Consider the following 13,108-nt stretch of genomic DNA (forward strand, 5'->3'; position numbering starts at 1 on the left):
GCGTAACTCCAGGCAAAGGCGGCACCGAGCACCTGGGTCTGCCAGTGTTCAACACCGTTAAAGACGCAGTAGCGGCCACTGGCGCTACCGCCAGCGTGATCTACGTTCCGGCTCCTTTCTGCAAAGACTCGATCCTGGAAGCGGCTTTCGGCGGCATCAAGCTGATCGTCTGCATCACCGAAGGCATTCCTACCCTGGACATGCTGGACGCTAAAGTTAAGTGCGACGAGCTGGGTGTTACCCTGATCGGCCCTAACTGCCCAGGCGTGATCACCCCAGGCGAGTGCAAGATCGGCATCATGCCAGGTCACATTCACTTGCCAGGCAAGGTCGGTATCGTTTCCCGTTCCGGCACCCTGACCTACGAAGCTGTGAAGCAGACTACTGACGCCGGTTTCGGTCAGTCGACTTGCGTCGGCATCGGTGGTGACCCGATCCCGGGTTCGAACTTCATCGACATCCTGAAGCTGTTCCAGGAAGACCCGAAGACCGAAGCGATCGTGATGATCGGTGAGATCGGCGGTTCGGCTGAAGAAGAAGCGGCTGCCTACATCAAGGCACACGTGACCAAGCCGGTTGTTTCCTACATCGCTGGTGTGACTGCTCCTCCGGGCAAGCGCATGGGCCATGCTGGCGCAATCATCTCTGGCGGCAAAGGCACTGCAGACGAGAAATTCGCTGCTCTGCAAGACGCAGGCGTTAAAACCGTGCGTTCGCTGGCAGACATCGGCAAGGCCCTGGCCGAGCTGACTGGTTGGGCTGTCAAGTAAGCCTCGCGCTTGACTGACGCTTCACCAAACAAAGGCCACCTTAGGGTGGCCTTTGTCGTTTCCGGGATTTGTGTGTTGTTTGGCAGGGCCTCATCGCGAGCAAGCTCGCTCCCACAGGATTTGTGAACACTCGAGATCTATTGTGGGAGCGAGCTTGCTCGCGATGACGGACTTACAGGCCCCACCCATTTACATGCAGAAACGCGACATGGAAGTGTCGTAGATCGGAATGTTCGCCCTCTAACAGTGCGTTTCTCGTCCAAATTCGTTAGGCTACTCGCCATTTTTGCGTCCGCGGCCCACAAGGCGGCAACGCGCTAAAAGGGTTGGTCTTATACGGACCGACAGCATTTCCCTCACCCATAGGGAAATCCCTCTCTAAATTCCGATTCAGTAGTGTGGTATTTCCTTAATGAAAGTGTTGAAAGGCCAGGACATCCTGGCACTTGGTTTTATGACGTTTGCCCTGTTCGTCGGGGCTGGCAACATCATCTTCCCGCCTATCGTCGGTTTGCAGTCCGGGCCCAATGTCTGGATGGCGGCGCTGGGCTTTCTGGTCACCGCGGTCGGTCTGCCGGTGATCACCGTTGTTGCGCTGGCCAAAGTCGGTGGGGCAATGGATGCATTGAGCAGCCCGATCGGTAAAGTGGCTGGCGGCCTGTTGGCGGCTGCCTGCTATCTGGCCGTAGGGCCACTGTTCGCGACGCCACGTACCGCCACGGTATCGTTCGAAGTGGGCCTGGCGCCGCTGACCGGCGAGAGCCCGCTGGCGTTGTTCCTGTACAGCTCGGTGTACTTTCTGCTGGTGTTCTTCATCTCGTTGTATCCGGGCCGTTTGCTGGATACGGTAGGGCGCTTCCTCGCGCCGCTGAAGATTATCGCCCTGGCCGTTCTCGGCATCGCAGCATTCGCCTTGCCGGCCGGTGACATTGGTCAAGCAACCCCTGAATACGTGGCTGCACCGTTTTCCCAAGGCTTCATCAATGGTTACCTGACCATGGATACCCTGGGCGCCCTGGTGTTCGGCATCRTCATCGTCAACGCCATCCGTTCCCGCGGTGTCGAGTCGCCCGCACTGATCACCCGTTACGCGATCATTGCCGGCCTGATTGCCGGTGTGGGTCTGGCGCTGGTTTACGTCAGCCTGTTCCGTCTCGGTTCGGGCAGCCATGAAGTGGCCGCTGGCGCTACCAATGGCGCGGCGGTATTGCATGCTTACGTGCAGCACACCTTCGGATCGCTAGGTAGTGGTTTCCTTGCCGTGCTGATCTCACTGGCGTGCCTGGTGACCGCGGTCGGCCTGACCTGTGCCTGCGCCGAGTACTTCAGCCAAKTGCTGCCACTGTCCTACAAGACGCTGGTCATCATCCTTGCTGCATTCTCCCTGCTGGTGTCCAACCTGGGCCTGACCAAGCTGATTGCGTTCTCGATCCCGGTACTGACCGCGATCTACCCGCCGTGCATCGTTCTGGTGGCGTTGAGCTTCTGCAAGGACTTCTGGCATGAGCAGGGTCGTATCCTCGGCCCGGTCATGCTGGTGTCGTTCATCTTCGGCCTGATCGACGCCCTCAAGGGTGCAGGCCTGGCGGACTGGATGCCGACGCAAATGGCCCACCTGCCGCTGAGCGAGCAGGGCCTGGCCTGGCTGGTGCCGTCGGTGATGACGCTGGTCGTCGCAGTGGTTTGCGATCGCCTGCTGGGCAAGCGCGCCGAAGCCTTGGCTTAAGTCGCTTCACGGCCCGCCACAAGCGGGTTTTGAGCAGAAACAGAAATGCCCCGTATCAATCGATACGGGGCATTTTTTATGGGCATCAGGCAGTGTCTTTTTTCTTAGACTAACGTCGAAACACTGCAAAACCCTTTGTGGGAGCGAGCTTGCTCGCGATGGGGGCAGTACATTCAATATTGATGTCGGCTGACCCGCCGCCATCGTCGGAACGCCGCCCGGAGCAAGCTCGCTCCCACAGGGTCTGTGTAATCCGCATTTAAATCACAAGGACCTGCATGTCGTTCATCCAAGCCAACCTGATCCACATTCTTGCCGCTATCTGGTTCGTTATCTGCTGGGGCGGTTACACCCGCTATGCCACATGGAAGGGCCGTGATACGGCGTGCCTGGCCAGTGTTCTGCATCTTTATCGCGAAGACTGGATGCGCCGCATGCTGTTGCGCGACAACCGCATCGCCGATGCCAGCGTGATCGGCAATCTGGAGCGCAACGCTTCGTTCTTCGCCTCGAGTACGTTGATTATCCTGGCCGGTATTCTCACGGTGTTGGGGGCTTCGGAGCGGGCGGTATCGTTGCTGGCGGATATCCCGATGGTGCAGCAGGCTTCCCAGGGCATGTCGGAAATCAAGTTGCTGTGCCTGGCGCTGGTGTTTGTCTATGCGTTCTTCACGTTCAGCTGGTGCATGCGCCAGTACAACTTTGCAGCGATACTGGTGGGGTCGGCGCCGATGGTCGGTGAACGCCATGTGTCCGAGCAGGAGCGCAAGGCCTTTGCCGCCCGTGCCGCCCGTGTCATCTCCATGGCCGCCAACCAGTTCAACTTTGGCCTGCGCTCTTATTACTTCGGCATGACCATGCTGGCCTGGTTCGTTAGTCCATGGCTGTTCATGTTGATGAGTGCCGGCGTGGTCTTCGTATTGTATCGCCGCGAGTTTCACTCCGACGTTCTCGATGTGATGGTCTATACCCCTACAGAGGCGCCATTGTCCGAGATGAATAAAGAGGCTGCCTGATCGGGCGCCCGCGCTGGCTATCCAGTGTGTTACTGGAAAGAGCTGGTCTGGCAAAGCAGTCTGGTTTGGCTGGTGGGATTAATCTGTTCTTTGTTGTTGATGATTAGTCCGACTTTTCGAACGTTTTTGCTCTAAGCGCTTTTCTGAAGACAAAAGAAAACCCGCACTTGGCGGGTTTTCTTTCATCACGCAAAAAAGCGGATTAGTACTTAGGCGCTTGCGGAGCGGCTGGAGCGGCCTCTTTTGGCGCTTCGGCGTTCGATTCAGTCTGATTTTTGGCGGCTTCGGCGTTTTCTTTCGCCGCGTCGTTCACTTTATCCTGAGCTTCGTTCATTTTTTGCTGGGCTTGCTCAGCATGTTGGTTAGCATCTTGAGCTTTGTCCTCGGATTTTTTATCGCAGGCAGCGAGACCGAGGGAAGCGGTCAGCATCAAGGCAATAGCTAAAGTCTTACGCATGGGGTGTTTCTCCTGATGAAAAGCATCTACTGGCCTTAAGAACCCAAGTATCAGCGTTAAGTTCCTCAATTCTTTCAGATATATAAGTTTGTTCTAATGCGGAACTTTTACCCGGACCGCCACTGCACTGTACGGATTTAAACAAGAGTTTTTATCAAATGGCTGAAAACCCCGTTTTTGAGCGTGCGACGCGCTTTCTGTCGGCGCTGCGACATTGTCAGGTACTTGGACTAAGCGTTCACAGCGCCAGCAGCGAAGGGCTGACGATTGTGCTGCCGTACAGCCTGCAGATCGTCGGCAATCCTGAAACCGGGGTGATTCATGGCGGGGCGCTGACCTCGCTGATGGACACGGCCTGTGGCATGGCGACGCTCTGCGTACTCCCGGAGTTCGAGGTCTGTCCGACCCTCGACCTGCGCATCGACTACATGCACGCCGCCGAGCCCCATAAGGATGTCTACGGCTTTGCCCAGTGCTATCGGGTCACCACCGACGTGATTTTTGCCCGTGGCTTCGCCTATCAGGACGACCCCGGGCAACCCATTGCCCATGTGGTGGGCACTTTCATGCGCATGGGCAAGGGCATCAAGGGTGCCAAGGGCTTTGGTGGCGTGGTTGCCGGAGGTGCGCAATGAGCGATTCTCTGAAGGACCAATTGCAAAAGGCCCATGAGCAGGGCGATTACGCCTTGCTGCTGGATTTGATTCCCTATGCCCGGCTGATCGGCGTCGAATGTTCACGGGTGGGAGATGAGCTGCTGTTCAAGCTGCCAGCGAACAAGGACAACATTGGTAACCCTTTGTTACCGGCGATTCATGGCGGTGTGATCGCCGGGTTCATGGAGCTGGCCGCGGCGCTGCACCTGTTGGTGCTTACCGGAACGCCCGGCGTGCCGAAGATCATCGACTTCTCCCTGGATTACCTGCGCACCGGGCAGTTTCGCGATACCTGGGCCCGATGCCAGGTTTGCCGTCAGGGCCGCCGGGTCGCCAACGTGGCGATTACCGCCTGGCAAAGCACTGAGGCCGAACCCATTGCCACGGCCCGCGCACATTTCAAACTCGAAGAGCCCTTGAAATCCTGAACAGAGCCCCAAACTCTGAGGACAACCCGCCGTCGAACCTCAAGGTTGCGGCTTAAGCCATCTGATTGGAGTTTGATGACCATGAGTGTGGAAACTCAAAAGGAAACCCTGGGCTTCCAGACCGAGGTGAAGCAACTGCTGCATCTCATGATCCATTCGCTGTATTCCAACAAGGAAATTTTCCTTCGCGAATTGATCTCGAACGCCTCTGACGCTGTCGACAAGTTACGTTTCGAAGCCCTGGCCAAGCCAGAGCTGCTGGAAGGTGGCGCMGAACTTAAAATCCGCGTGAGCTTCGACAAGGACGCTAAAACCGTCACCCTCGAAGACAACGGTATCGGCATGAGCCGCGAAGATGCGATCACCCACCTGGGCACCATCGCCAAGTCCGGCACCGCCGATTTCATGAAGCACCTGACCGGCGACCAGAAGAAAGACTCGCACCTGATCGGCCAGTTCGGTGTCGGTTTCTACTCCGCATTCATCGTCGCCGACAAAGTCGATGTATTCAGTCGTCGTGCCGGCAGCGCTGCCAGCGAAGGCGTGCACTGGTCGTCCAAGGGCGAGGGTGACTTCGAAGTTGCGACCATCGACAAGGCTGAACGCGGCACTCGCATCGTCCTGCACCTGAAATCCGGTGAAGACGAGTTCGCCGATGGCTGGCGCCTGCGCAACATCATCAAGAAGTACTCCGACCACATCGCCTTGCCGATCGAGCTGCCGAAAGAAGTGGCCGCTGCCGAAGGCGAAGAGAAGCCGTCCGTTGAATGGGAGACCGTCAACCGCGCCAGCGCCCTGTGGACCCGTCCGCGTACCGAGATCAAGGACGAGGAGTACCAGGAGTTCTACAAGCACATCGCTCACGATTTCGAAAACCCGTTGAGCTGGAGCCACAACAAGGTCGAAGGCAAGCTGGAATACAGCTCGCTGCTGTACGTGCCGAGCCGCGCTCCGTTCGATCTGTACCAGCGTGAAGCGCCGAAAGGCCTGAAGCTGTACGTGCAGCGTGTGTTCGTCATGGATCAGGCCGAGTCCTTCCTGCCGCTGTACCTGCGCTTCATCAAAGGCGTGGTCGACTCCAACGACCTGTCGCTGAACGTGTCGCGGGAAATCCTGCAGAAAGACCCGATCATCGATTCCATGAAGTCGGCACTGACCAAGCGCGTTCTGGACATGCTGGAAAAACTGGCGAAGAACGAGCCAGAGCAATACAAAGGCTTCTGGAAAAACTTCGGTCAGGTCATGAAAGAAGGCCCGGCAGAAGATTTCGCCAACAAGGAAAAAATCGCCGGCCTGCTGCGTTTCGCATCGACCCATGGCGACGATGGCGAGCAGGTTGTTGGCCTGGCCGAATACCTCGCGCGCGCCAAGGAAGGACAGGACAAGATCTACTACCTGACCGGCGAAACCTACGCGCAGGTCAAAAACAGCCCGCACCTGGAAGTCTTCCGCAAGAAAGGCATCGAAGTGCTGCTGTTGACCGACCGCATCGACGAGTGGCTGATGAGCTACCTCAGCGATTTCGACGGCAAGAGCTTTGTCGACGTGGCGCGCGGTGACCTGGACCTCGGCAACCTGGACTCGGAAGAGGACAAGAAGGCTGCGCAAGAAGTCGCCAAGGCGAAAGAAGGTCTGGTCGAGCGTCTGAAGACCGCCCTGGGCGAGTCCGTTGCGGAAGTTCGGGTGTCCCATCGCCTGACCGACTCGCCGGCGATCCTGGCCATCGGCGAGCAGGACCTGGGCTTGCAGATGCGCCAGATCCTGGAAGCCAGCGGCCAGAAGGTTCCGGATTCGAAGCCGATCTTCGAATTCAACCCGGCTCACCCGCTGATCGAGAAGCTCGACAACGAGCAGAGTGACGAGCGCTTCGGCGACCTGTCGCACATCCTCTTCGATCAGGCGGCCCTGGCGGCCGGCGACAGTTTGAAAGATCCGGCGGCCTATGTGCGCCGTCTGAACAAGCTATTGGTTGAACTGTCGGCTTAACCGTGTTGCAGAAAAACCCGCTTCGGCGGGTTTTTTCATTCTGGTGTTCAACAATCAGGAGTCAGAAATGAGCCAAATCACAGTACGTTCCGTTGCCTACCAGATCGATGGCCAGGCTTACGAAAGCCGTCTGGCCTTCGATGCCGACCTTAAAGGCCCGCGTCCGGGTTTGTTGATGGCGCCGAACTGGATGGGCGTCAGCGCCGGTGCCGAGGAGATCGCCAAATCGGTGGCCTCCAAGGGGTATGTGGTGTTGATCGCAGACCTTTACGGTCAATCGGTTCGACCGACGAACAATGACGAGGCCGGCGCGGCCATGATGCCGTTGAAGAATGACCGCCCATTGCTGCGCAAGCGCATGCAGGTGGCGTTCGAGCAGCTGCAGAGTCAGGGTGAAGTGGCTGTCGATACTTCGAAACTGGCCACTTTCGGTTTCTGCTTCGGTGGCTGCTGCGCCTTGGAGCTCGCCCGTACCGGCGCGCCGGTGAAGGCCGCGGTATCGTTCCACGGCACGCTGGACACACCGAATCCGGCCGATGCGAAAAACATCAAGGGTAAGGTCCTGGTGCTGCACGGTGCTTCCGATCCATTGGTGCCGAAAGAGCAATTGCCGGCATTCGAAGATGAAATGAACGCGGCGGGTGTGGACTGGCAGTTGCTGAGCTATGGCGGTGCGTTCCACTCGTTCACCGACCCGCACGCCAAGGTGCCGGGCATGATGATGTATGACGCGAAGGTCGCGGCCCGCGCGTTCACGTCGATGCATAACTTGCTGGATGAAGTGTTCGAGGGCTGACTGCGGTTTTCAGTTAACGCTTGGCCGGTGTAAGTGCCGGCCTCATCGTCGGAGCGCCGCCCGGAGCAAGCTCGCTCCCACAGGGGAATGGTGTCGTACGCAGTTCTTGCAGTCGACTCGGTCAACTGTGGGAGCGAGCTTGCTCGCGATGGCAATTGAATGAACGACGCTAAGCCTAAGGCAGTTCGATCCGCTCGCTTTCCCCCGGCACCGTCGGCCAGTCCCCGGCTGCCCAGCGCCGGCGAGCTTCATCAATTGCAGCCGGATCGCTCGCGACAAAATTCCAGTTGATCCGCCGTGGCCCGTCCAGCGGAGCACCGCCAAACAACACGGCGTGACTGTCGCTTTCAGCAAACAGCGTCATCTCTTCCCCGGCAGGCAGTACCACCAGTGAATGCGGCTCCAGCGGCTCGCCATCCAGTTGCACTTCGCCGCTCAACACATACAGCGCACGTTCTTCATGCTCGGTGGGGATCAGTAATGTCGTCGCCGTTTGCAGGTGCAGTTCCGCGTACAGCGTAGGCGAAAGCACCGGCACTGGTGATTCCAGGCAAAAGCCCGCCCCGGCAATCATGCGAATCTTCACTCCCAGGTTTTCGCTGACCGGCAATGTGGACGCCGGATGGTGGCTGTAGTGCCCAGGACCTTGTTCTTTATCCTTGGGCGAAGCCAGCCAGATTTGCAAGCCGTGCATCGTGAAGCCGCTTTGTTTCAGGGCCTCAGGCGTGCGTTCTACGTGGGCGATGGCGCTGCCGGCCGTCATCCAGCTGACATCGCCAGTCCCGACCACTTGATCGGAACCGAGGCTGTCCTTGTGCTGGATTTGCCCCTGGAACAAGTAGGTGAGGGTAGACAGGCCAATGTGCGGATGCTGGCGGATGTTCATGCCTTTGCCCGGTGGATAACGGGTTTCCAGCATGTGGTCGAAAAACACGAATGGCCCGACGTTGCGGCACTTGGCCGATGGCAACGGGCGGAGAATCGGCTGGCCTTCGACATCTTCGGGGCGGGGGCGGATCACGAGCGGAGTGTTCATGGTGCGTTCCAGGCTGAGCGGGTGATGCGTTCGAGCATAACCCGCTTGCGCAGCCCTTGCCGCTATTGGCTGAACGCGCCTTCGGACAAATGCGTCTCGATGCTCACTTCAGACGTGGTCATCAGCTTGTGGATCGGGCAGCGATCGGCCAYGCGATGCAGTTCTTCGCGCTGGGCGTCGGTGAGTACGCCCTTGAGGGTCAGTTTGACGTGCAGCGCGTATTGGCCTTTCTGTTCCTGACTGTTGTCGCGCTTGACCTCCACACCGACACCGGTCAAAGGGATGTTCTTCTTTTTGGCATACAGCTTCAGGGTCAGGGCTTTGCAGGCACCCAGCGCTGCATCGAAATAATCGTGCGGCTCCGGTGCCGAGCCTTCACCACCCGCCGTGACGGGCACGTCGGCGAAGAGTTCATGGTCATCGATCTGGACGGTGTGGCGAAAGCCTTCGGCAGAAACGGTGTTGACAGTAACGGTCATGGGAAACCTCGCAGGTATCAGGAAAACTCATTCGATCAAAAAAGACCTTGAAGGTATAGAGCCATCGCGCTTGTCGGGTGTTCCAATTTTCGAGCCCACAAAAAAGCCCCGCGATTGCGGGGCTTCATGGTTTCGATCCGGATCAGCTGCCTTTGACTGCCTTGCCGTTGACCGTGCCGTCCAGGAGCATGATGTTGTACTCCTTGCCGTCGGTTTCGACTTGTTGGAGGCGAACCAGCAGGTAATCCCAATCCTTGGCGAACCACATCACAGTGATGCGTTTGTTTTGTGTCGGGTCGCGTACACGTTCAACCTTGATCGCATCGATCTTGCCGGCCTTGGTGTCGACCTTTTCAGCGCCCAGAACGCGGAAGTCATAGGTGTCGACTTCATTGCCGTCGACCACCTGATAACTCATGCTTTTCTTGCCCGCGGCAACGTCTTGCTGCAAGGCCAATTGGTAGGTGGATTTGTCGAGCATGCCGCGGTTCAGCGCAACCTTGACTGCGTCGCCGCGATCGGTGCCGGTGATCACTTTGGTGTTCCAGTCGAAATCCAGATCCGATTTCTTGGCCTTGCCCAAACCGCCACGTTCAAAGTGGTACGACTCTGGAAGTAGCGTGTCCTTGTCCGGGGTCAGCGTGCTTTCCTCGGACAGGCTGGCGATCATCATCGACGCCTTGAAACTCAGTTTCCATTTGCCGTCGCCGGTTTTTTCGAGGCTGCGCTCGGCAGTGCCACTCATGGGCAACTGTTTCCAGTCGGCGGTGTAGCTGGCGGAGAAGGGTTGAAGGTCTGCCGCCTGGGCGAAGGGCAAGGCGAGCAGAGCGCAAGCGAAGAGCAGGGCGCGACGCATAAAATCTCCTAGTTTCGAATCAAGTGGCCACTGGCCGCGAGTAGCTGTCCATCCAGTAAAGCACCTTGCTCGTCGAGGGCCAGACGGCCTTCGGCAAACCAGCGTACGGCCATCGGGTAGATCAGGTGTTCCTGAACATGGACCCGCTGCGCCAGACTCTGCGGCGAATCCTGTAACTCTACCGGTATTACAGCCTGTACGACCAGTGGTCCACCATCGAGTTCCTCAGTGACGAAGTGCACGGAGCAGCCGTGCTCGGTGTCGCCGGCCTCCAGTGCGCGCTGATGAGTGTGTAACCCTTTGTATTTGGGTAGYAGCGAAGGATGGATATTGAGCAGGCGACCCTGATAGTGGCGTACGAAGCCAGCGCTGAGAATGCGCATGAATCCGGCCAGTACCACGAGTTCGGGATTGAAGGCGTCGATCAGTTCGATCAGCGCGGCGTCGAAGGCCTCGCGACCTTCGAAAGCCTTGTGATCCAGGGTGCGGGTGTCAATACCCGCGTCCCTGGCGCGTTGCAGGCCGTAGGCGTCGGCGCGGTTGGAAATCACCGCAGCGATGCGGACCGGGCTGTCGTCGGTCCGCGTGCTGTCGATCAAGGCCTGCAAGTTACTGCCGGTGCCGGACAACAGCACCACCACATCACAGGTTTTAGGCATTAGTGCGCCTTAAGGTTCTTCAGTTCGACCTGAGCCGCGCCTTCGGCAGCGGTGGCGATCTGGCCGATGACCCAAGGCTGCTCGCCCGCTTCGCGCAGAACGTTCAGGGCGGCCTCAACGTGCTCCTGGCCAACGCAGATAACCATGCCCACGCCGCAGTTCAGCACGCGGTGCATTTCGTTCTCGTCAACGTTGCCTTTCTCTTGCAGCCAGTCGAACACTGCCGGGCGGTTCCAGCTGGCCACGTCAACCACGGCTTGCGCGCCTTTTGGCAGAACGCGCGGAATGTTGTCCAGCAGGCCGCCACCGGTGATGTGGGCCATGGCTTTGACAGCGCCGGTTTCCTTGATCAGCTTGAGCAGCGGCTTCACGTAGATACGGGTCGGGGCCATCAGCAGGTCGGTCAGCGGCTTGCCGTCGAGCTGGATGTTCTCGATGTCGGCGCCGGACACTTCGATGATCTTGCGGATCAGCGAGTAGCCGTTGGAGTGCGGGCCGGAAGACGGCAGGGCGAGCAGGGCATCGCCGGCAGCAACCTTGGAGCCGTCGATGATTTCGGATTTTTCCACGACGCCGACGCAGAAACCGGCCAGGTCGTAGTCTTCGCCTTCGTACATGCCCGGCATTTCAGCAGTTTCGCCGCCGACCAGGGAGCAACCCGACAGTTCGCAGCCAGCGCCGATGCCGGTCACAACCTGGGCGGCGGTGTCGACGTTCAGTTTGCCGGTGGCGTAGTAGTCGAGGAAGAACAGCGGCTCGGCGCCGCACACCACCAGGTCGTTGACGCACATGGCAACCAGGTCGATGCCGATGCTGTCGTGCTTGTTCAGGTTCAGGGCCAGGCGCAGTTTGGTGCCGACGCCGTCAGTACCGGAAACCAGCACCGGCTGCTTGTAGCCGGCCGGGATTTCGCAGAGGGCGCCGAAACCGCCCAGGCCGCCCATGACTTCCGGGCGCGCAGTGCGCTTGGCGACGCTCTTGATGCGTTCGACCAATGCTTCGCCGGCGTCGATGTCTACACCGGCGTCTTTGTAGCTCAGGGAGGGTTGCTTGCTCATGATCCAGGCCTTTAGGGGGGGATTTCTGGGTAACGACCGAGTCCGTCGGGAGCGCCGAAACTGCGTAGGCGAGAACCATGCGCGCTATTCGGACACTACCCGGCTGTTGCCGGTCTGCGAAGGCGCGCGATTTTATCAGGCTTGAGCCGCAGCGGCCATCCTCAGGCCGACAGCAGGGCCATATCCGTTCAAAAAAAACCGTTGATGCACGGTGTCGGTGGCATCCTGCATGGCTGTATAAGGTATTGCGATTAACCGTCTATCGTTATGACAGTGCGAAAACTTACCCAGAACGTGTGAATGTTTTGCGTCGGGCAATGGTCACAGTCTTGCTCGATCGCTTTCATGCGGTCTGTTCCAGCCGCTCTTGTCGTCAGGAATCTTCCATGCGTTTTTGTAAATTCTTGCTTGTGAGTTGTTTGTCAGTGGTCAGCCTGGTCAGTCATGCCGAAACCGTCAAAGGCCTTTACCAGGTGCGCGAGCCGGTGAGTGGCCAATCGCCCGAGGAGCGCGACCAGGCGACCCAACGTGCGTTGGACACATTGGTGTTGCGCCTGACCGGCGACCCCAAGGCCGCTCAAAATCCGGGRCTGGCGGCGATTCGCAAAGACCCGCAACAGATCATCAGCCAATACGGCTTTGATGCCGGGCCGCCGGAAGTCCTGAAAGTCGATTTCGATCCGGGCACCACCGAGCAGGCCTTGCGCCGCGCCGGCCTGGCGATGTGGGGGGCCAATCGGCCGTCGATCCTCGGCTGGTGGTTGAATGATTCCACCGAGGGTACAAGCCTGGTGGGCGACGGTCAGGCCAGCGCGGTGCCGTTGCGTCGGGCTGCTCAACACCGTGGTTTGCCATTGCGCTTGCCATTGGCGGACCTGAACGAACAGATCGTTGCGACCGCGCCGAATCTGGAAGGCGCAGATCCCGCGCCTTTGCTTGCGGCATCGGAACGCTACAACGCCGACGCCTTGCTCACGGTACACGCCAAGGAGGAGGGCGGGCAGTGGCAAGCCAAGTGGCAATTGTGGCTGGGGGATAAAAAAGAGGCAGGCAGCGTGCAAGGCGCCGATCAGGCCTCCGTGGCCGATGCGGTGATGCTGGCGGTCAACGAGCGCCTGGCGCCGCGGTTTGTTGCCAAGGCCGGTGCTTCGAGTGAGCAATTGCTGGAGGTGCAGGGTATGAATC

General features: G+C 58.8%; 14 protein-coding genes and 1 pseudogene. 9 read left to right on the forward strand and 6 right to left on the reverse strand.

Features of this window, described 5'->3' with window-relative positions; all coding sequences use genetic code 11:
• From sucD to ACXRVY_RS07205, 4 genes and pseudogenes are all read left to right on the forward strand, one after another.
• On the forward strand, positions 1-770 hold a 770-nt coding region (gene sucD / locus ACXRVY_RS07190), incomplete at its 5' end, for a succinate--CoA ligase subunit alpha (protein ID WP_458237184.1).
• A 412-nt stretch (positions 771-1,182) separates the two neighbouring features.
• Positions 1,183-2,496: a branched-chain amino acid transport system II carrier protein gene (gene brnQ / locus ACXRVY_RS07195; protein ID WP_458237185.1), complete on the forward strand. Its 1,314-nt coding sequence runs from the start codon at positions 1,183-1,185 to the stop codon at positions 2,494-2,496.
• Positions 2,497-2,774: 278 nt separating this feature from the next.
• Positions 2,775-3,512 (forward strand): DUF599 domain-containing protein, encoded by a 738-nt coding sequence (locus tag ACXRVY_RS07200; protein ID WP_223463334.1) that lies wholly within the window; start codon positions 2,775-2,777, stop codon positions 3,510-3,512.
• Positions 3,513-3,518: 6 nt separating this feature from the next.
• A pseudogene (locus ACXRVY_RS07205) lies at positions 3,519-3,647 on the forward strand (MAPEG family protein); the annotation flags it as partial.
• Positions 3,648-3,714: 67 nt separating this feature from the next.
• On the opposite strand, the gene ACXRVY_RS07210 reads toward ACXRVY_RS07205, so the two are convergent.
• Positions 3,715-3,969 (reverse strand): hypothetical protein, encoded by a 255-nt coding sequence (locus ACXRVY_RS07210; RefSeq protein ID WP_223463333.1) that lies wholly within the window; start codon positions 3,967-3,969, stop codon positions 3,715-3,717.
• Between the two features lie 158 nt (positions 3,970-4,127).
• Between ACXRVY_RS07210 and ACXRVY_RS07215 the strand changes: the two genes are divergently transcribed.
• The 4 genes from ACXRVY_RS07215 to ACXRVY_RS07230 all read left to right on the forward strand — a co-directional run bounded on the left by ACXRVY_RS07215 (position 4,128) and on the right by ACXRVY_RS07230 (position 7,835).
• Positions 4,128-4,604, forward strand: a complete 477-nt coding sequence (locus ACXRVY_RS07215) for a PaaI family thioesterase (protein ID WP_223463332.1) — start codon at positions 4,128-4,130, stop codon at positions 4,602-4,604.
• Complete coding sequence (locus tag ACXRVY_RS07220) at positions 4,601-5,053, forward strand: PaaI family thioesterase (protein WP_223463331.1); 453 nt, start codon at positions 4,601-4,603, stop codon at positions 5,051-5,053. Before ACXRVY_RS07215 ends, ACXRVY_RS07220 begins: the two co-directional genes overlap by 4 nt.
• Positions 5,054-5,134: 81 nt before the next feature.
• On the forward strand, positions 5,135-7,039 hold the full coding sequence (gene htpG / locus ACXRVY_RS07225) for a molecular chaperone HtpG (protein ID WP_223463330.1): 1,905 nt from the start codon (positions 5,135-5,137) through the stop codon (positions 7,037-7,039).
• A 67-nt stretch (positions 7,040-7,106) separates the two neighbouring features.
• Positions 7,107-7,835, forward strand: coding sequence for a dienelactone hydrolase family protein (locus ACXRVY_RS07230; RefSeq protein WP_223463329.1), 729 nt, complete (start codon positions 7,107-7,109; stop codon positions 7,833-7,835).
• Between the two features lie 175 nt (positions 7,836-8,010).
• Here ACXRVY_RS07230 and ACXRVY_RS07235 read toward each other — a convergent pair whose 3' ends face one another.
• The 5 genes from ACXRVY_RS07235 to purM form a co-directional block, all read right to left on the reverse strand.
• Positions 8,011-8,871, reverse strand: coding sequence for a pirin family protein (locus tag ACXRVY_RS07235; protein WP_223463328.1), 861 nt, complete (start codon positions 8,869-8,871; stop codon positions 8,011-8,013).
• Between the two features lie 62 nt (positions 8,872-8,933).
• Positions 8,934-9,350, reverse strand: coding sequence for an OsmC family protein (locus ACXRVY_RS07240; protein ID WP_458237186.1), 417 nt, complete (start codon positions 9,348-9,350; stop codon positions 8,934-8,936).
• A gap of 142 nt (positions 9,351-9,492) precedes the next feature.
• The gene (locus ACXRVY_RS07245; RefSeq protein WP_223463326.1) at positions 9,493-10,206 is read right to left on the reverse strand and encodes a DUF3108 domain-containing protein; all 714 of its coding nucleotides are present in this window, start codon (positions 10,204-10,206) and stop codon (positions 9,493-9,495) included.
• 8 nt (positions 10,207-10,214) lie between these two features.
• A complete protein-coding gene (purN, locus tag ACXRVY_RS07250; protein ID WP_457266104.1) occupies positions 10,215-10,865 on the reverse strand; it encodes a phosphoribosylglycinamide formyltransferase in 651 nt (216 codons plus the stop codon).
• Entirely contained in the window at positions 10,865-11,923 is a 1,059-nt protein-coding gene (gene purM / locus ACXRVY_RS07255; RefSeq protein WP_223463324.1) for a phosphoribosylformylglycinamidine cyclo-ligase, read from the reverse strand. Before purM ends, purN begins: the two co-directional genes overlap by 1 nt.
• A gap of 386 nt (positions 11,924-12,309) precedes the next feature.
• Here purM and ACXRVY_RS07260 point away from each other — a divergent pair.
• The coding region (locus ACXRVY_RS07260) for a DUF2066 domain-containing protein (RefSeq protein WP_458237187.1) at positions 12,310-13,108 on the forward strand (799 nt) is incomplete at its 3' end.

The organism is Pseudomonas sp. P5_A2_2 (assembly GCF_054177685.1).

Coding starts and splice junctions, on each gene's coding strand:
- ACXRVY_RS07245 (WP_223463326.1), bottom strand. CDS start 10,206: ATGCGTCGCGCCCTGCTCTTCGCTTGCGCTCTGCTCGCCTTGCCCTTC.
- purM (WP_223463324.1), bottom strand. CDS start 11,923: ATGAGCAAGCAACCCTCCCTGAGCTACAAAGACGCCGGTGTAGACATC.
- ACXRVY_RS07215 (WP_223463332.1), top strand. CDS start 4,128: ATGGCTGAAAACCCCGTTTTTGAGCGTGCGACGCGCTTTCTGTCGGCG.
- ACXRVY_RS07200 (WP_223463334.1), top strand. CDS start 2,775: ATGTCGTTCATCCAAGCCAACCTGATCCACATTCTTGCCGCTATCTGG.
- ACXRVY_RS07220 (WP_223463331.1), top strand. CDS start 4,601: ATGAGCGATTCTCTGAAGGACCAATTGCAAAAGGCCCATGAGCAGGGC.
- ACXRVY_RS07230 (WP_223463329.1), top strand. CDS start 7,107: ATGAGCCAAATCACAGTACGTTCCGTTGCCTACCAGATCGATGGCCAG.
- ACXRVY_RS07210 (WP_223463333.1), bottom strand. CDS start 3,969: ATGCGTAAGACTTTAGCTATTGCCTTGATGCTGACCGCTTCCCTCGGT.
- ACXRVY_RS07235 (WP_223463328.1), bottom strand. CDS start 8,871: ATGAACACTCCGCTCGTGATCCGCCCCCGCCCCGAAGATGTCGAAGGC.